Below are 17,459 nucleotides of genomic sequence, written 5' to 3'. Positions count from 1 at the left end.
GCCGTCCGGAGCCTGGTGAGCAAGTCGCTCCACCGCTGGTCAGGACGCATCCGACCGCCCCCGGACAGCCGGGCGGACGAAGGCCTGACCGTACTGCGTCCGGGCCTTCGTCATGCCGTGGTCCCGGTTCTGGTCCCGGGCGGTCCGACTGGTTCTCACGGTGCGGACAGCGACGGCTTCACGGAGTGGGCGTGACGGCGAGCAGACCGGTGGCGCGGTCCGCGGTGAGGACGCCGAGGATGTAGCCGTCCTCGTCGACGACGGGCCAGACCGCCAGGTGCTTGATCCGCATCGCGAGCGCGGCCAGGGCCAGGCCCATGGTCGGCCAGGCGAACGGGCCGCGCTGGTGCGAGGTGGCGCTGATCGCGGTCCGGTCGGTGGACCAGGTGCGGGCCAGGAACGGGTGGAGTCCGGTGCGGGTCACCAGCCCTTCGCACCGGCCGTCGTGGCCGCGGACGAGGAGGTAGTCCAGGTGGGCGCCGCGAAGGATGTCGTCGGCCTGGTCGACGGTGCTGTCGTCGGCTATCTGGTAGTCGCAGGGTTCCATGGCGTCGGCGACCGTGAGGCCGTGGCCGGGCCGGGCCGGCTGGGGCGAGTGAGTAGTCACGGCGTTCACCGTTCCCATCTCCGGCCGCCCGCCGGGGCGGGGCCTGCCGGGCTGTCCTGCACCCAGAACGAAGCCGGAACGGGGACCGGGATACGGGATGCCCTGGATGTCTCCGAGGCTACTCCCGCGCCGGTCGGGCCAGGGGCGGCTACGGCGGAGTAACGTGGAGGGCAACCGAGGACATTCCGGACACCGGCATCAGCGTCGACGTCGCCCTGGGTCATGACGGGTCCCTCGCGGACCGGACGGGCGGCCTCAGATGATGCCGATCCCCCTTCCCATTCCTTCCTCCCCCGGGCCATGGACGGTGCCCGGTGCCCCACTGCTGCCACGTCTGACGCTGGAGCCGACGATGTCGCGGGAGGGTGTCTTCGACGGGGCCTGGTGGCCCCGCTCGAACCACGTCCTCGCCGAACTGCCGGACCTGATCACCGCGCTCGGCGCCCACTACGGGCGCATCCTGCGGGTCGGCCTCGACACCGAGGCCTGGAACGGCGTGCCCCGGTCCGTCGCGGCGAACGGCCTGACGGTCAGGATCAACTGGTTCACCGGCAGCGACGCGACGATCAGCGTCACCCGGGGCCTCCAGGACCACTTCCTCCTGCTGGTGGTGCCGCCCGGCACCGATCCGGCAACCGCCGCCTCGGCCATGGCCGGCGCCTCCGCGACCGGAAACCACACCCCGGCCGCGGAACTCCTGCTCGGCTGAACGGCCCCGGTGAACGGCCCCGGGCGCGCGGGTCCCAGGCGCGCGCGGGTCCCAGGCACGCGCCGGGCCGCTCCGCCCGGGCAGGCGGCCACACCCGGGTCGGCCGATGATGGGTCCGAGGGGCGGGGCGCGCGACGTTCGATCGAGGCGGTGTATGGCGGTCTGGCATGTCCGGGACTTCACACCGGACGACCTCGAAGCGGTGGTCCGGCTCGACGCGGAGAGCGCCACCACGGACCGCGCCGCCGTCTTCCGCCTCTCCGACGTGGTCGCCGCGTTGCAGGCACGTGATCCGGGCGTCGTCGTGGTCGCCGACGGACGTCTCGTGGGCGCGGCGGTGGGCCGGGTCGACGGGGACCGGGCATGGGTGCTGCGCATCGCCCTGCACCCCGGCTGGCGGAACCTGGGCGTCGGCAGCGCCCTGCTGTCCGCGCTGGAGCGCCGGCTGCGGGACGCCGGTGCCAGGATCGTCGCAGCGCTGCTGCCCGAGGAGGAGACCGGCGCCACCGCGCTGGCCGACTCCGGGTTCCGCCGCCACCGCGGGCTCACGTACTTCGAGAAGTCGGAGGTCGTCAGCCCCCAGGGCCCGACGGTCCTGGCGATGCTGGGCGCGGTCATGCCCGAAGCCGGCCTCTGGGAACGGCTCACGGGCATGACCGACGAGAAGCGGCTCATCGAACGGCGGTTGGTGCTGCCCCTGGCGAACCCCGAGCTGGCGGACGCCCACGGGGTGGAACCGCCCCGCGCGGTCGTGCTGTTCGGTCCGCCGGGCACGGGCAAGAGCACGTTCGCCAAGGCCGTGGCGGGTCGGCTCGGCTGGCCGTTCATCGAGCTGTTCCCCTCCCGGCTCGCGTCCGAGGACGGGCTGGCCACCGAACTCGGCCGCCGCTTCGAGGAGGTGGCACAGCTCGACCACGTGCTGCTCTTCATCGACGAGGTCGAGGAGATCGCCGGTACGCGCAACCTCGCCGCCCCCACGTCGGTCGGCGTGGTCAACGAGCTCCTCAAGTCGATCGTGCGGTTCCGTGAGCGCGACGGCCGGCTCCTCGTCTGCGCCACCAACGCGGTGGCCGCCCTGGACCCGGCGTTCCTGCGTCACGGCCGGTTCGACTACGTCCTTCCGGTCGGGCCGCCCGATGCCACGGCCCGTGACGCGCTGTGGGCCGGCTACACGGCGAAAACGGGTACCGCGGCCGACACGGCGGTCCTCGCCGAAGCCAGTGAGGGCTTCACCCCCGCCGACATCCGGCAGGTCGCCATGGCGGTCGCCCAGAGCACCTTCGAACGCACCCTCGACACGGGGAAACGGACCCAACCCGGTACCGAGGACTATCTGAACGCCATCCACCGCACGCGTCCGACCGTTTCCGAGGAGATGGCCCGGGAACTGGCCGACCAGGCGGTCCGCTACGGGCGCGTCTGAGCAGCCGGGCGACCGCCGCCGAGGGCCCGCGGTCCGCCCGGAACGGACCGCCGTCGGTGCCGTCGGTGCCGTCAGTACTCGGCGCCGCTTCGCAGGTAGTTGCCCACGACCTGGAGCCACGCCCCGGGGCCGAAGCAGACCTCGATCCGGTACGGCGTGTCCTCGAAGACCCGCAGAACGCGCAGCGCACCGCTCGGGTGCAGGTCGTACTCGAAGGTGACACCGTCCGCACTGTCCTCGTACTGCAGGTCCAGCGGCCCCTTCGAGGGCTCGGCCGGCACCCGGGCGTCGGCCGAGAGTTTCACGTAGACGGACATCTCTCCACCCCGCCTTTCCTGTCTGCCCGTTCGGTCAACGCCCCGGCCGGACGGAGTTCCGGGATCGCGGCACCGGTTCCGTCCGACATGGCTCGCCGGCTGTCCGCGGGCAGGGGTACGGGTACGGGTACGGGCACGGGCACCGGCCGCCGCGCGGGGGCCGGCCTCCGGGGAGCGGCGGGATCGGGCCGCTCCGACATCCCCACGGTACTCCGCCCCTGCCGGGCCGACCTGGCGGGTGACAAACGCCGTGGTCGGGGCCGGTGCGTCAGCGCCACTCGATCAGGAAGAGGGTGGCGTCGTCGCTCGTGCGACCGCCCCGCTTCTCCTTCAGGACGTGGGAGAGTGCTCGCACCACGGCCCGCACCCCGGTCTGCGAGCGCTCCACGCGGTTGACCCAGTCGATGAGCTGCTCCTCCCCGAACTGCTCCCCGCCGGGCGCGCGCTCCTCGACCAGGCCGTCGGTGAAGCACAGGACGCGGTCACCGTGCCGCAACGCCCGCTCGCTGATCACCGGCTCCTCGCCGCCGAACCCGACCGGCAGGGTCGTGGCGCTCTCCAGCCGCTCGACGACGACGTGGTCGCGGATCAGAAGCGGCTGGGGATGGCCGGCGTTGACCCACTGCAGGTGGCCGGTCCCGGTGTCCAGGCGCATCATCTGCGCGGTGACGAAGTGGTCGGGGCCGAACTGCTCGGCGATGGCCCGGTCCATGAACGCGTAGATCTCGGCCAGCCCGATGTCGGCACGCCGGGCGTGCCGGTACGCGCCGATGGCCACGGTCGCCATGGTCGCGGCGTCCAGTCCGTGACCCATCGCGTCGATCGTGGCCACGTGCAGGAGGCCGTCGTTCAGCGCGTAGTCGAAGCTGTCGCCGGCCACCTGGTAGGCGGGTTCGAGGATGCCGGCCACGGCGACCTGCGGAACGGACATCGACAGCGGCGGCAGCAGCGACCACTGGATCTCGGCGGCCACGCTCATCGGTTCGAGGCGCCGGGCCTGGAAGATCCGGTCGGTGTAGCCGCTCTTGGTGATCAGCAGATCGGCGACCAGGGCGGCGAGGCGCCGCAGGAACCGCCGGTCCTCGTCATCGACGGCATCCAGCGTGAGGGCCAGGACCCCCGCCTCGTCACCGCCGTCCAGTAGCGGCAGGTACACCCGCACCCCGTCGGTCTGCGGTTCCTCGACGGGAACACCGCGCAGGAAGGCCGCACCCGCCGGGGAACCGTCGATCGGCACCGGCTCCCCCGCGTCCAGCCCCCGCCCAGGCAGCGGCACCAGCGCCAGCTGGCCGTAGTCCTGCAGCAGGAGCACCGGGTCACGGCCGCCGAACCCGCGCACCACGTCGGCGACCAGCGGGGCGATCAGCGGGGGCGGAAGCTCGTGGGCCTGGTCGAGCAGCGCCCCCAACAGGCGTTCGCCGCACCCCTCCGACTGGTCCGGCCCCGCTGCGCCGGCCGGCTGCTCACCGCTCATCCTCGCTCACCGCCGTCCTCCTCCGGTCGCGGCACTCGGCACCGGCTCGATCGGTCCCGGCACCCCCCGCGGAGTCCGCCGCGGTGCGGGTCCTTCCATTACGCCCGACCGCAGTGCATCGCGCCCCCGGTCACCCGCCGGCACGACCGCCGGGCCGGGCGGAGCGTGGCCCGGCTCCGGGTGCGGTTCTGGTTGCGTTCGCTTCCGTCCATTGCCGTCAGAACCTTGGTGACCGGACGCTCCGCCGCAGGCCAGGCCACATGCGGCGGCCCCTTCCGGACAGCCGGACGAACAGCTGGAAAGCGTATTGGCGGCCATCACCCACGAGTTCGAATCTCGTATCCTCCGCCGGCGGAAGGCCCGGACCGCTCGGCGGCCCGGGCCTTCGTCGTTCTCCAGCCTCGACCGGCCGTTGGTGGAGCCGAGCCGGCTCTGACAGGACGGGCACCGGGGGGTGACGATCTCGACGGGCATCTCGATTAACTTCGGAACACATTCCGAAGTAGCGTCGCTCCATGTCCACCCTCACTGTGTCGTTCTCCGATCTGTCGAAGAACTCCAAGCGCGTCGCGGACACCGTTGAACAAGCCCAGCGCGTTCACGTCACGCGCCGTGACGGCGAGGATCTGTACCTCACCACCGAGCGCCACGACCGCCAGCGCGAGGAGACCGCAGACGTCACCGCCCGCCTGTTCGCCGCGCTGATCACCAGCGACGAGGGGGCCCGCGCCGTCCTTCTCGCGTTCCCCGAGGTATTTCCCTGGAGTCGGCATCTGTCGGCCGACGAGGTTCGAGAGTTCGTCGTCGACCTCGTGAACGCCACCCGCGACGCGGTGGAACTGGACGTCCACGCCAACCTGCACCGCGTGATCGTCGAGTGGCGCGCCACCGCCCGGATCCTGGCGGATCCCGAGCTCGCCGCGCAGTTCGCCGAACCGCTTCCCGACGAGGACCACGGCGAGGTGCTCGCACCATGAGCCCCAAACGCGGCGACGATGTCCCGCCACCACCGACCGGCAACGAGTGGAGGCAACGCTTTGCCACCAATGAAGCGGCCAAGGGATGGGGCGGTCTCTGCGCAGAGGCTCCTGGGAACACCCGCCGATGCGTCGAAGCGCTCCGCGCCGACCCGCTGTCCCTGACCGACCCCGATCGGCAACATCGCCTGCGGGGCCGCTTGGCGTCCCGCAGCCTCGGAGGGCACGAGCTGCCCCAGTGGGAGTACGAGGTGACTGCCGGCGGACGCGTTCGGTACCTCGTCGACGCACCAGACCGGACCGTCCATCTCGTCTACGCCTCGCCCCGGAACCCCGAGGACACCGACAACTGACAAGGACTCGAGGCCGTTTGGAAAGCGTGTTGGGGTCAACCCCTCACGAGTTCCCATCTCGTATCCTCGGCACGGCGTCCCACAACGGCCGGTGGTGGTTCAACTCCTCGGGGCAGAAGAAGCTCCACTACTGGACCCCGACCGCCGGCCCGTCCACCTTCCCCTGGGTGGGCGGCGGCGAGAGCCTCTCCTACTGGGAGGACGCCATCGATCCCGACCTGCTGTGGTCACTGCAGGAGACCACGGGCAGCCGCAACGTCTTCGCCGTCACCCAAGCCACCTACGGCGGCTGAGCACCGAACGCCGCCACGAGGTTCCGGGCCGCGCCGTGCGGTCCGGAACCTCGTCGCATCCGGGGTCAGTCGTCGGTCATCCCGGCCGCGAAACGGGCGCCCGCCTCGATGTCGTCGTGATGGACGCGCACGTCCTGGATGCGCAGTGCGCGCATCAGGTCCGGCATCCGTACGACGTACGTCCGGCCGACCTTGCGCAGGGCGCAGGGGAAGTCGCCGCGGCCGATCCGGCGGTACGCGGTGGCCAGGCTCAGGCCCAGGGCGTTCGCGGCGGTCCACAGACCGACCTCCGTCGGAAGGCCGAAGACCACCGAGAACGGCACGAACTCGTCACGACGGCCCCGCATGGGCGGCTCCTCCTGTCTCGGGCATCTGGAAGAGGGCGGGCTGCTCGCCTCGTGCGCGGTGGTCGCCGCCGTGCAGTCCGCCGCTGGGTCCGCGGGACCGGGAGCGGGCGGTCCGGCGGACCTGGCGCACGTGCGGCAGAAGGCCCAGACGGTGGGCCAGCGCACCCAGGCGTTCGCCCTGGACCCGCTGGAGCAGCCTCCCGGACATCGCGCCGGCGGACACGACGCCGGCGGGCGTCCGGACCGCCGACAAGGGCACCGCCCCGTCCCGTTCCTCGCCCCACTCCGCCACCGGGACCTCCCGGCAACCGCGTCGCCCGGTCCGCCAGCCGCTGGCGAACGCCGCGTCCATCAGGTGCCGTTCGACGTCCGCCGAGCGCTCCGGGAGAGTCCGCGCGCCCTCCAGTACTCCCAACAGCAGTGCGGACCCGACATCGGCCCGTTCGGCTCCCGTCCGGCGGGCGATCGCGTACGCCGCCCCGCGCAGCCGGGGAGCGAGCAGCCCGACGGCGGTCAGCGTCCAGATCCGTTCGTCGCCGGTCGCCGACTCCTCGCGGAGGTGGTGCGCGACATGATGCCAAGCGGCGATCCGCTCGGGGCCGCCAGGAGCGGAGTCGCCGGCGTGACGCCTCAGCTCCTCCCAGGAGCCGGGCGCACCGGCCTCGCACGGTGTCGCGGGCCAGCACGGCAGCGCCGTGTCGGCGCAGAACGCCTCGACGCTCCGGCAGATACCCGTGAAGACGTCCGCAGCTGGTGACACCCGCATCCGGTCGGCCCCGGTCATGGCTGCTCGTCATCCGTACCGTGCGCGGCGCCGCCGTCACCCGGCAGGTACTGGTAGAGATGACCGCTGCCCGTGTGGACCGGTCCCCCGGCCTCATGGATGTAGGTCCCGGAGAACTCGCCGACCCTCCCGATCCCCCCGTGCTGCGTGTGCTGGATCACCGGGGCGACGCCGGTCCGGTGCAGGGGTTCCTCCGGCCGGGCCGGGGCCCGCCGGTACCCGTTGTCCCGTGCGGCGGCGTGGAGTTCGGGCAGTTTCACGAGGTCGTCGACCAGCTTCCCGAGGTCGGCGCCGACGTTGCGGTGGCTGAACCTGCAGTACTGGCAGTCGGCGAGGCCCCTGATCCGGGCGGGGAGGTCCTCGTGCCGCAGCCGCTTCGCCCCGCCGACCAGCAGAGGGACGACCACGGCTCCGGTGTCGAGCGCCTCCGCGATCTCCCGCCGGGTCCAGTCCTCCTCGCCCTCCAGGGGGCTCCGCCCACCGGGCTCCCCCGCCTCCAGCCACCGGGGGCCGATCACGGCCAGCAGCACACTGCTGCGCCGCACGGCCGTGAGCAGTTCCTGGGGAAAACGACTCCCCGGTGCGATCGACTTGCTCGCCCGGAACACGTTCCCGGTGCCGAACACCCGCGACAACTCACGGTCCACGAGCGTGGCGGTCGCCTCCTCGTCACCGGTCCGGTAATTCACGAAGATCAAAGGCATGCAGAATTCCGTCCTTTTCGCACAACAGCGGCCCGATGGGCTGCCGGACTTCCCCCGATCGCCCTGTCGCCCACTCTGACACCGCAGGGTGGCGGCCCGCAGAGGAAATACGTGTTTCCCGTTTCCTCCTTCTCCACCGCCGGAGATGCCGGGCGGAACGCCTCCATTACCACGGTGAACATGCCTTCCGTGGCGCTTGGTTGAGGAGATGGGTGCAGCGGAGGGCGGTATCGGGGAATTCCCCGCACCGACCGCCCTGACCGGCTATCGTGGCGGCGACCGACCAGGGGGAATGCGTGTTGCCGGAATCCTTGTTCGTTGTCGCGACGGAAGCCGGTACCGCCGTCGTGGATTCGGCGGGCACCGCCCACTGGCCGTCGTTCCTGCCCCGAATGGCCGACTGGCTCGCCCGGGTGGGCGGAGCGGACGAACGCTCGGAACGGGACCGTCTGGCAGCGACCGCGGCCGAGCTGCGGACGGCCGACGAGGCGGAGGCCTGGGCCGTCTGCCACCGTGGCGCCGTGGCCTGGCAGGACCGCTTCATCGACCTGCTGGGGCGGCTCGATCCCGGGGAGCGTGAGGCGGCAGCATCGCGTCTGCAGCGGCTGGTGCGCGAGCACGGCGCGGGGCGAAGCAGCGGGCCGACCGCCGACTCGGGTCGGCTCGCCGGCCCACTCGGCGCCGGCTGCGTCATCGAGAACCACGCGAACCTCGTCGTCGTCACTTCCGCCCCGCCCCACCCGGACACCGCCGACACCGATCTGCGCGCCGTCCACGCGGTCAAGCGACGGTTCCTCCTGCGCGCGGACCGGCTGCGCCCGACGTTCGGGCTGGCCACCAGCCCCTACGCGCAGCAGCTGTTCGCCCGGCTGGTCGCGGAGGACGCGCCCACGACCATCGTGTGCGAGGGCTCCGCAGGCATGGGAAAGTCCACCGTGGTGGGCGAGGTCGTCGCCCTGGCGGAGGACCGGGGGTGGCCGGTGCTGCCCTTCCGGATGGACGAGATGGACGCGGACGACCGGACCGCGGAGGCCGTGGGACGCCGACTGAGCCTGCCCGCCTCACCTGCCGCACTGCTCGCCCGGATGGCGAGTGACGCCCCGGCGCTGCTCGTCGTGGACCAGCTCGACGCCGCGAGCAGCTACAGCGGTCGCATGCCCGACGCCTTCGAGGCCGTGGACGAGATGCTCGACGCGCTGGCCGACTCACCGCACGTCCGGATCGTCCTGGTGGCCAGGACCGTCGACGTCGAGAAGGACCCTCGGCTGACGAGCCTGGTCAGGCAGGAGGGGAGGACGGAACGCTTCGCCCTCGGCCCCCTCGACGACGAGGCCGTGCGTTCCGTTCTCGAAGCGGACGGCACCTCGGCGCGGGCACTCGGCGCGGACACGCTGGAACTCCTCCGCACCCCGCTGCACCTCGCGGTCTTCGGCAGGCTCTCGCCGACCGCGCGGACGGCGCCGTACCGGAGCCTCCAGGAGCTCTACGCCCGGTACACGGAGGAGACCCGCCGCACGATCGAGCGCTCGCTGCCCGCCGGTGCCTGGCCGGAGATCACCGGCCGGCTGGTCGACGAGATGAGCCGGCGCGAGACCCTCACCGTCCCCGACGCCCTGCTGGACCGCTTCGCCAGAGCCGATCTGGCCGTGCTCGTCTCGGCCGGAGTCCTGTTCCAGGCGGACGGCGAGCGCACCGGGTTCTTCCACGAGACGTACTTCGACTACCTCTTCGCCCGCGCGTTCGTCGGCGCCGGCCACGACCTCCACGACTTCCTGGCAGCGAGCGGCCAGGCCCTGTTCCGTCGGGCCCAGACCCGGCAGGTGCTGGAGCACCTGCGCAATACGGACCGCACGGAGTTCCGGCGCACGGTGGTCCGCCTGCTGACCTCCGAGCTGGTCCGGCCGCACCTGCACTTCATCGCCCTCGCCGTACTGGAGGAACTCGACGCCACGAGCGAGGACTGGGCCGTCCTGGACCCGCTCGCGTGGGGAGAGGGGGTCACCGCGGAGCGGCTACGAGGGCTGCTGGCCCGGCCCGCGTGGTTCGACGCTGCCGACACGGGCCGGTGGGAACGATGGCTCGCCGACCCGGGAACGGTCCCGCTGGTCTTCCGGCAACTGGAGTGGTGCACGGAGCAGCGCCCCGAGCGGGTGCTGGAAATCGTCGAGCCGTACGTGGACGCCGACGAAGCGTGGCGGCGGCGGATCCGCGAGTGGGTCGGCAGGTGGCCCACGCCGTCCTCCGTTGCTCTGGTCCGCCGGCTCATCGACCGCGGCGACTTCGACGACAGCACCGACTGGCGGATCGGCACCGGCGCGGCGTTCTGGGGCCTTTTCGAACAACTCGCCCAGCAGGACGCGGAATCCGCGATCCGTGTGCTGGGGTTCTTCCTCACCCGGGCGCTCCGTCGGACCGCCGCCGCCGGCTACAGCGACCCGTTCGACTCCGGGCACCTGCCCACACCCGGCGGATCCCGGTTGGGATCCCTCGTCGTCGAGACGGCCGCGACGGCACCCAGGGGCGCACTCGACCACGTGCTGCCGTTCGTGATCGCCGTGGTGGAGTCGAACCACGCCGCCGACCCGGAGGCGGACGTCCCGCAGTCCCGGTGGACGCATCCGCCCTCCTCGTTCGAACCCGGCATCAGCGACGCCCTGTACGCGGCGGCGCACAACGCCCTAAGGACTCTGGCCGAGCGGGAGCCCTCCGCCGTCGTGGAGGCCATGGGAATCCTGACGGCGGGTGAGGGGTGGGCGCTGGACTTCCTCGCCTGCCGGACCTACGCCACGTGGAACCGGCCGGACGAGGCGCTGAGGTGGCTCACCACGGCTCCCGGACGTCTCGGTCTCGGTTGGCTCGACAGCCCCTACCAGGCCTCGCGCGAACTCATCTCCGCAGCAACGCGGGATTGCGGGGAGGAGACCCTGCTCCGGCTGCTCCGGACCCTTCTCCGTCATTACCCGGACCACGAACGCACCCCCGAGCACCGGGACCTCTTCGGGCGCGCCCAGTACGAGTTGCTCGAAGCCGTCGACGAGGGACGCCTGACCCCTGAAGCGAGGAGACGTCTCGGCGAGCTGGAACGCAAGTTCGGGCGGGATTCCCTGCGCGACACCCGCCCGGTGGAAGCCCACTGGGTCGAACCCCCGATCGCCTCGTCGGCCGGCGATCACATGACGGATTCCCAGTGGCTGCGCGCGTTGCGGAAGTACACCCAGGAGGGCGTCGAATGGAGTGGCGAGCGCCCGAGGGGCGGGGCCACCGAACTGGCGTCGCTGCTCGGGACCACGGCCGGCCACTGGCCGCACCGGTTCGCCCGGCTGGGGTGCAGGTTCGACGAGGGCATCCCCCTCCCCGCGTTCACCGCCCTGATCGAGGGCGTCACCCCGGGCGTCGAGGCCGGCCTCCTCCTACGGCTCTGCGAGCACGCCCGGCTCGTGGCCGGCGAATACGTAGGACGGACCGTCTGCCACGCGATCCTCGACAGGGCGGCGGACGTGGCCGACCGGGCGACCACGATCGGCCTCCTGAGCGGTTGCGTGGACGATCCCGACCCACCGGCCGACCCGGTCCGGAACGGGTCGCACCGGGAGGAGGACTACGGTGCGAGTCTCCGGATCACGGGAACGAACTCCACCCGAGGAGCGGCCGCCCTGGCTGTCGGGGGGCTGCTCAGGACGACGGACGCGCCGGTGCGAGCGCTGCTGCCACTGCTGGAACGACTCGTGCGGGACACCAGCGCGGCCGTCCGGGTGTGCGCCGCCGACCCCGTGCTCGCGCTCGTGCGCCACGCCCCGGGGCCGGCCCTCGATCTCGCCGAATCCCTCTTCGCCGACGCCCCTGTCGACATCCACGTCGCCCACGCACCCAATGAACTGCTGACCTGGGCCCTCCTCCAGGACGCCGGGCGCTTCGCACCGCGGTTGGTCCGAGCACTCGAAGGGCCCGACCTCGCGGCACCGCACGCCGGAGCGAGTTGGACGGCGCTCGCCGTACGGGAGCGGCTGCTCCCCGGCCTGCCCGCCGACCCGAAGTCCCTGCGTCCCGCGGCACGCCGGGGTGCGGCACGGGCGGTCGCCGACGATCCCTCGCGCGGCGCTCAACTGCTCCCCGGCATGTTCCACGACGACGACGCGCAGGTGCGTCAGGCCGCGGCCCAGTCCATGCGCGCCGTGGCCTCGTTGCGGCAGGAGGTCGCGGACGAACTCATCGGTTCCTTTCTCTCCAGTCCCGCCTTCTTCGAGCACCCCGAGCCGCTGGCCGCTTCGCTGTCCAGGTCCACCCTGCGCCTGCCCTCCCGAACGCTCGAAGCGTGTCGGGCCCTGGCGATGGCCTCGACGCCGAACCACGGGACCGGGCCGCGCGGAAACACGGTCGTCCAGGGCGACCTGATCGAGACGGTGCTGCGCCTGTACCGCCAGGGGGACCAGGAAACGCGGGCCCGGTGCCTCGACATCATCGACAGCCTCTACCTCGTGAACGCGCACAGCCTGAGCAGCGCGCTCCACGGGGAGCGCTGAACTCTCCCGCGCAGGCCGGAGGCCCGGCGCCCTCGGGGTGGGGGGCCGGGCCTCCGTGGGCGCTCGGGGCAGGCGGGCGCCCGGTCAGGGGGTGAAGACGTGGGCCGGGGGGTGGGTCGGGGTGGAGGTGGGGGTGGGGGCCGGGGTGGGGCGCAGGGGCCACCAGAGGGCGCGGCCGAGGAGGGTGGCCAGGGCGGGGACCAGGGCGAGGGAGAGGACGACGGCGGAGAGGAGGATGCCGAGCGTCAGCGCGAAGGCGATCTGGGCGCTGCCGGGGGTGGTGGCGAGGGTGGCGAAGGAGCCGGCCAGGACCAGGCCGGCGGTGGCGACGGCGGGCGTGGTGTGGCGCACGGCGCGGGCCACGGCGGCGCGGGCCGGGCCGGGCCGGTGCATCTCCTCGCGGATCCGGTCGGTGATGAGGATGTTGTAGTCGGTGCCCAGGGCGACGACGAACAGGAACAGCACCAGCGGGAGGGTGAAGTTGACGCCGGGCTCGTCCAGCACGTGCTGGAACAGCAGGGTGGCGGCGCCCAGGGTGGCGGCGAAGCCGAGCCCGACGGCGAGCATCAGCACCACCGGGGCGAGCACGCTGCGCAGCAGGAGCAGCAGGATCAGGGCGATCAGGGCGGCGGCGACCGGGAAGACGACCCTCAGGTCGTGGTCGACGGCGACGGAGACGTCGGCGAAGATCGCCGCCGTGCCGCCGACGTGGGCGCTCGTTCCGGCGGGGGTGTGGGCGGCGACGGCGGCGCGGACCGGGCCGGACACCAGTTCACGGGCCCGCGCGCTCTGCGGGTCGGCGGTGAGGAAGAGGTCGATCCGGGCGGCGCGGCGGTCCTCGTTCAGGACGGTGCCGCCCACCTGGCCGACACCGTCGGCCTTCGCCAGGCCGCGGGAGAGGCCGTCGAGCCGGGCGGGGTCGAGGGTGCCGCCGTCATGCGCGGTGACGTAGACGGTGGTCGGGTCGGACACACCCGCCGGCAGGGCGCGGGAGATCTCCGCGGCGGTGGCCGCGGCCGCCGTCTTCGAGCCACCGCCCTGGCCGTAGTCCATCCGGATCCCGGTCATCCCCGCGGTCAGGGCACCGAGCAGCGCGACGGAGCCGAGCAGCAGGACCACCGGGCGCCGGGCGACGAAGGCGCCGTAGCGGGCGGCCACGCCCTCGCGCGGTTCCCGGTCCAGGCTGCGGGAGGGCCAGAACATCCCGCGGCCGCAGGCGGCGAGCAGGGCCGGCATCAGGGTGAGGCTGCCCAGCAGCATGACGAGGACGGCGACGGCGATCGCCGGGCCGAGCGAGCGGAACTGCCCGAAGCTCGCCACGCCCAGGGTGGCGAAGGCGGCCACGATGGTCAGTGCGGCGGAGGTGATCGCGGTGCCCACCCGGGCGGACACCTCGGCGGCGGCCTCGCGGGCGGGCTGGTCGGGCCGGGCGCGCAGGTGCTCGCGGAACCGGAAGAGCAGGAACAGCAGGTAGTCGACGCCGATGCCGAGCAGGACGACGGAGATCAGGCTCGGGGTGGAGGCGTCCAGCCGCAGGCCGGTGAGCGCCGCGGCGCCGGCCACCGCGCCGCCGGCCACGCCGCCGACCAGCGCGACCACGAGCAGCGGCAGCACGGCCGCGAGCACGCTGCGGAACACCAGCACGTTGAGCAGGACGATCAGCGCCATGATCAGGCTGCTGCCGATGAGCGCGGCGGTCCGGTTGTCGTCCGCGCTGTCGGCGGCCTCGGCGAGGCCGCCGGTGAACCCGGTGCGCATCCCGGCGTCGGCGAACTGCGCGCGGGCGGAGTCCCGGAAGACCCGGTAGACCTTCTGGACGCCCTCGTCCACGGTGCTGCCGGTCAGTTCGACGGAGAGCAGTTCGAAGCTCCGGTCGGGCGCCGTCATCGCGGGGGCGACCCGGGGGGTCTGGGAGCGGTCGGGCAGCAGGAACGACGGCTCGTCCTCCGCCCTGGGCATGACGACCCGGCGCCGGCCGAGCTCCGCCGCCTCGGTCTCGATCCGCTGCCGGTCGCTGTCGGTGAGCGCCTTGCCGTCGCTCCGGGCGACCAGCACCGTGACCGTGGTGGCGTCCGGCTTCACGCCGAACTGCTCCTCGGCGATCCGCAGGGCGGCGGCCGAGTCGTAGCTCTTCGGCAGGAAGCCGGCGGTCTGGGCGTCGGTGACCCGGCCCAGCAGCATCGGGCCGAGCGCGGTCAGCCCGAGCCCCAGGACCGCCCAGAGGACGATGACCTTCCACGCGTTTCTGGTGGAGAATCCGGTCAGTGCGCGGATCACGGTGCCCTCCGGCTGATGGACGCGAGCGTCGGCCAAGCCGGCCGGGGGTTCCCGGCCGGCTTCCAGACCATCAGGTGGAGGGGGTGCCGGGCGTCCGGGCAGCGGACGATCCGCGCCGGGGCCCCCGGTCCCCCTGGCGGCCCGGAACCGGGACCGTGCTCCTGGTTCCGGGCCGCCGGAGTTCGGCCGGAGGGACCATCCGGGGCGGGGTGGGCGGGTGCCAGAATGGGGGCATCAGCGCTGGTCTGCCGGGAGGACGAGGATGGACGGGCGTCAGCGCCCCGGGGCGGAAGTCGTGGACGAGGTGCCGCAGCACCCGGAGAAGCCGCGGAGCCGCACGAGCCGCACGTACCGCACGGGCGGCCTCCCGTGGACCCAGGCCGACGCCCTGGTGGCCGTCGTCACCGGCACCCTGGACATGCTCGCCCACCTGCTCCTCAGCGAGGTGGCGGGCACCCGGAGCGTCGGCGTGCCGGACTTCGTCCTCCTCGCGCTGGCGGGCCTGCCCCTGCTCGCCCGGCGCCGCCACCCCGTCCGGGCGCTCGCCGTCGTCCTGCCGCTCCAGGCCGCCGTCGACCTGACGACCCCGATGGGCACCCACTTCGGCACCGTCGTGACGGTCGCGCTGTACTCGGTCGCCCGGCACCGCGCCTGGCCGGTCGTCACCGGCGCCGCCGCGGCGACGGCGCTGATGACGATGCTGGGCCAGAGCGCGTTCCGCGTGCCCTCCTTGGAGGCGGTCACCGCCGCCGCCGCGTCCTCCGCCATCGTGGCCGGCGCCGGCCTCGCGGTCGCCCGCTGGCAGCGCGAGGTGGAGGCCAACCGCCGGCTGCTGGCCGACCGCGCGGTGGCCGAGGAACGCCGCCGCATCGCCCGGGAGTTGCACGACATCGTGGCCCACCACATCACGACCATGCAGCTGATGGCCGGCGGCGCCCGCGCCAACCTCGCGAACCCGGAGGTGGTCCGGGAGGCCCTGGTCACCCTGGAGTCCTCCGGACGGCTGGCGCTGCGCGAGATGCGCCAGCTGCTGAACGTCCTGCGGGCCGACGACGTCCCGGACGCCGTCCCCGCCTCGCCCCAGCCCGGGGCGGACGACCTCGGCCGGCTGGTGGAGGAGTCCCGCCGGGCAGGACTGCCGACCGACCTCCGGGTGCACGGCTCCCCGCGTCCGCTGCCGCCGACGCTCGGGCTGACGGTGTTCCGGATCGTCCAGGAGGGCCTCACCAACGCCCGCAAGTACGCGGGACCGGCCCGCGCCTCCGTCCTGCTGGCGTACCGCGCGGACGGGATCACCGTCGAGGTGAGCGACGACGGCGGGGGCGCACCGCCCCGGGACGCCGAGCCCGAGCCGGGCCGGGGCGGCTACGGCCTGATCGGCATGCGCGAGCGGGTCGCCCTGCACGGCGGCACCCTGGTGGCCGGGCCCCGGCCGGAGGGCGGCTTCACGGTGCTGGCCGAGCTGCCGCTGGCGGCGGAGGAGACCGCCGAGGCGGCCGTCCAGCGGGGAGAGGCGGCCGTCCAGCACGGAGAGGCGGTCCACCGGTGACGGCCGCGACGCCCGGGATCCGGGTCCTCATCGTGGACGACCAGCCGCTGGTCCGGCGCGGTCTGTCGCTGATCCTCTCCCCGGACCCCGCCTTCGAGGTGGTCGGCGAGGCCGAGGACGGGCAGCAGGCCGTCGCGCTCGCCCACCGGCTGCGCCCCGACGTCGTGGTGATGGACATCCGGATGCCCGTCCTGGACGGGGTCGCCGCGACCGAGGAGCTGGCCCGCACCCTGCCGTTGTGCCGGGTCCTCGCGCTCAGCACCTTCGACATGGACGAGTACGTGGTGGCCGCGCTGCGCGCCGGCGCGCACGGGTTCCTGCCCAAGGACGTCTCGCCGGAGGACCTCGCCGCGGCGATCCGCACCGTCCACACCGGGGAGGCGGTGGTCGCCCCGCGCCTGCTCACCCGGCTGATCTCCGCCTACGTCCGCGCGCCGCTCGGCGCCCCGCCGCCGCCCGCCGTCACGACGGGGGAGCTCACGCCCCGCGAGGTGGAGGTGTGGCGGCTGATGGCCACCGGACTCGACAACGCGGGGATCGCCCGCTCCATGGACATCAGCCACTCCACCGTGAAGAACCACATCACCAGTCTGTTCGGCAAGCTCGACGTGCGCGACCGCGCGCAGGCGGTCATCGCGGCCTACGAGTCCGGCCTGGTCACCGCCCGTGCGGGGGGGCGGTGACCAGGCCGGCGGGGTCACAGGCTGAGCAGCGTACGACGGGCGAAGCCCGCGTCCCGCAGCGGTTGCAGCGCGAGCCGCAGCAGCGGCAGCGGGTTGTCGTCACCGGCGGTCCGGTTGGTGCTCAACTCCCCGCAGGACAAGCACTGGTGGACGATCATCCACTCGCCGTCCGCGCGGACGGCGAGACCCAGTGCCTCCATCCGCCCGCGGCAGTCGGCGGCTCGGTCGCCGGGGATCCGGCGGTCGACGTGCAGGCTGGCCAGGCAGTTCGGGCAGTGGTTGCGGTGCGCGGTGCCGGGGGCGTCCAGCGGGACGTCCAGCCGGCAGCCGACGCACCGGAAGTCGTGCGCCCGGTGCCCGCCCCGGGCGTGCAGGACGTCCTTGGGGCGCTGCCGGCGGCGGTGGCCGTTGGTGTTCCTCTGTCGTGGCACGGTCGGTCCTC

At 73.2% G+C, this 17,459-nt stretch carries 15 protein-coding genes; 7 read left to right on the top strand and 8 right to left on the bottom strand.

Annotated features, from left to right (window positions below):
- Window positions 1–178: 178 nt before the first annotated feature.
- Window positions 179–607, bottom strand: coding sequence for a CBS domain-containing protein (locus ACFVUH_RS18750; protein WP_387914380.1), 429 nt, complete (start codon window positions 605–607; stop codon window positions 179–181).
- A 259-nt stretch (window positions 608–866) separates the two neighbouring features.
- Here ACFVUH_RS18750 and ACFVUH_RS18745 point away from each other — a divergent pair, with 259 nt between their 5' ends.
- Both ACFVUH_RS18745 and ACFVUH_RS18740 read left to right on the top strand, forming a co-directional pair.
- Window positions 867–1,316, top strand: coding sequence for a DUF5994 family protein (locus ACFVUH_RS18745; RefSeq protein ID WP_387914379.1), 450 nt, complete (start codon window positions 867–869; stop codon window positions 1,314–1,316).
- Between the two features lie 154 nt (window positions 1,317–1,470).
- Entirely contained in the window at window positions 1,471–2,739 is a 1,269-nt protein-coding gene (locus tag ACFVUH_RS18740; RefSeq protein WP_387914377.1) for an ATP-binding protein, read from the top strand.
- A gap of 71 nt (window positions 2,740–2,810) precedes the next feature.
- Here ACFVUH_RS18740 and ACFVUH_RS18735 read toward each other — a convergent pair whose 3' ends face one another.
- A complete protein-coding gene (locus tag ACFVUH_RS18735; RefSeq protein ID WP_387914375.1) occupies window positions 2,811–3,056 on the bottom strand; it encodes a hypothetical protein in 246 nt (81 codons plus the stop codon).
- A 268-nt stretch (window positions 3,057–3,324) separates the two neighbouring features.
- Window positions 3,325–4,530 carry a PP2C family protein-serine/threonine phosphatase gene (locus ACFVUH_RS18730; protein WP_387914373.1) on the bottom strand — a complete coding sequence of 402 codons (1,206 nt, stop codon included), beginning with the start codon at window positions 4,528–4,530 and terminating at the stop codon, window positions 3,325–3,327.
- Between the two features lie 515 nt (window positions 4,531–5,045).
- Between ACFVUH_RS18730 and ACFVUH_RS18725 the strand changes: the two genes are divergently transcribed.
- Window positions 5,046–5,507, top strand: coding sequence for a prevent-host-death family protein (locus ACFVUH_RS18725; protein WP_387914371.1), 462 nt, complete (start codon window positions 5,046–5,048; stop codon window positions 5,505–5,507).
- Between the two features lie 382 nt (window positions 5,508–5,889).
- Entirely contained in the window at window positions 5,890–6,153 is a 264-nt protein-coding gene (locus tag ACFVUH_RS18720) for a hypothetical protein (RefSeq protein WP_387914369.1), read from the top strand.
- Between the two features lie 65 nt (window positions 6,154–6,218).
- Here ACFVUH_RS18720 and ACFVUH_RS18715 read toward each other — a convergent pair whose 3' ends face one another.
- The 3 genes from ACFVUH_RS18715 to ACFVUH_RS18705 are packed head-to-tail and all read right to left on the bottom strand — an operon-like array spanning window position 6,219 to window position 7,988.
- Window positions 6,219–6,500 carry a hypothetical protein gene (locus ACFVUH_RS18715; protein WP_387914368.1) on the bottom strand — a complete coding sequence of 94 codons (282 nt, stop codon included), beginning with the start codon at window positions 6,498–6,500 and terminating at the stop codon, window positions 6,219–6,221.
- Complete coding sequence (locus ACFVUH_RS18710; RefSeq protein WP_387914366.1) at window positions 6,484–7,284, bottom strand: hypothetical protein; 801 nt, start codon at window positions 7,282–7,284, stop codon at window positions 6,484–6,486. The genes ACFVUH_RS18715 and ACFVUH_RS18710 overlap by 17 nt, the downstream gene beginning before the upstream one ends.
- Entirely contained in the window at window positions 7,281–7,988 is a 708-nt protein-coding gene (locus ACFVUH_RS18705) for a toll/interleukin-1 receptor domain-containing protein (RefSeq protein WP_387914364.1), read from the bottom strand. The genes ACFVUH_RS18710 and ACFVUH_RS18705 overlap by 4 nt, the downstream gene beginning before the upstream one ends.
- 392 nt (window positions 7,989–8,380) lie before the next feature.
- Here ACFVUH_RS18705 and ACFVUH_RS18700 point away from each other — a divergent pair, with 392 nt between their 5' ends.
- The gene (locus ACFVUH_RS18700; protein ID WP_387914362.1) at window positions 8,381–12,508 is read left to right on the top strand and encodes a hypothetical protein; all 4,128 of its coding nucleotides are present in this window, start codon (window positions 8,381–8,383) and stop codon (window positions 12,506–12,508) included.
- A gap of 84 nt (window positions 12,509–12,592) precedes the next feature.
- On the opposite strand, the gene ACFVUH_RS18695 is transcribed toward ACFVUH_RS18700, so the two are convergent.
- Window positions 12,593–14,785 (bottom strand): MMPL family transporter, encoded by a 2,193-nt coding sequence (locus ACFVUH_RS18695; RefSeq protein WP_387914361.1) that lies wholly within the window; start codon window positions 14,783–14,785, stop codon window positions 12,593–12,595.
- A 262-nt stretch (window positions 14,786–15,047) separates the two neighbouring features.
- Between ACFVUH_RS18695 and ACFVUH_RS18690 the strand changes: the two genes are divergently transcribed.
- The gene (locus ACFVUH_RS18690; protein WP_387914359.1) at window positions 15,048–16,334 is read left to right on the top strand and encodes a sensor histidine kinase; all 1,287 of its coding nucleotides are present in this window, start codon (window positions 15,048–15,050) and stop codon (window positions 16,332–16,334) included.
- Complete coding sequence (locus ACFVUH_RS18685; protein WP_387914358.1) at window positions 16,331–17,017, top strand: response regulator; 687 nt, start codon at window positions 16,331–16,333, stop codon at window positions 17,015–17,017. Before ACFVUH_RS18690 ends, ACFVUH_RS18685 begins: the two co-directional genes overlap by 4 nt.
- Window positions 17,018–17,031: 14 nt before the next feature.
- Here ACFVUH_RS18685 and ACFVUH_RS18680 read toward each other — a convergent pair whose 3' ends face one another.
- Entirely contained in the window at window positions 17,032–17,448 is a 417-nt protein-coding gene (locus ACFVUH_RS18680) for an RNHCP domain-containing protein (protein WP_387914357.1), read from the bottom strand.
- Window positions 17,449–17,459 lie beyond the last annotated feature (11 nt).

Origin of the sequence: Kitasatospora sp. NPDC058032, assembly GCF_042885845.1 — a bacterium.
Classification (GTDB): domain Bacteria; phylum Actinomycetota; class Actinomycetes; order Streptomycetales; family Streptomycetaceae; genus Kitasatospora.
This window is presented reverse-complemented; position numbering and strand designations above follow the sequence as displayed.

Coding starts and splice junctions, on each gene's coding strand:
- ACFVUH_RS18705 (WP_387914364.1), bottom strand. CDS start 7,988: ATGCCTTTGATCTTCGTGAATTACCGGACCGGTGACGAGGAGGCGACC.
- ACFVUH_RS18735 (WP_387914375.1), bottom strand. CDS start 3,056: ATGTCCGTCTACGTGAAACTCTCGGCCGACGCCCGGGTGCCGGCCGAG.
- ACFVUH_RS18745 (WP_387914379.1), top strand. CDS start 867: ATGATGCCGATCCCCCTTCCCATTCCTTCCTCCCCCGGGCCATGGACG.
- ACFVUH_RS18740 (WP_387914377.1), top strand. CDS start 1,471: ATGGCGGTCTGGCATGTCCGGGACTTCACACCGGACGACCTCGAAGCG.
- ACFVUH_RS18710 (WP_387914366.1), bottom strand. CDS start 7,284: ATGACCGGGGCCGACCGGATGCGGGTGTCACCAGCTGCGGACGTCTTC.
- ACFVUH_RS18700 (WP_387914362.1), top strand. CDS start 8,381: ATGGCCGACTGGCTCGCCCGGGTGGGCGGAGCGGACGAACGCTCGGAA.
- ACFVUH_RS18690 (WP_387914359.1), top strand. CDS start 15,048: ATGGACGGGCGTCAGCGCCCCGGGGCGGAAGTCGTGGACGAGGTGCCG.
- ACFVUH_RS18730 (WP_387914373.1), bottom strand. CDS start 4,530: ATGAGCGGTGAGCAGCCGGCCGGCGCAGCGGGGCCGGACCAGTCGGAG.
- ACFVUH_RS18715 (WP_387914368.1), bottom strand. CDS start 6,500: ATGCGGGGCCGTCGTGACGAGTTCGTGCCGTTCTCGGTGGTCTTCGGC.
- ACFVUH_RS18725 (WP_387914371.1), top strand. CDS start 5,046: ATGTCCACCCTCACTGTGTCGTTCTCCGATCTGTCGAAGAACTCCAAG.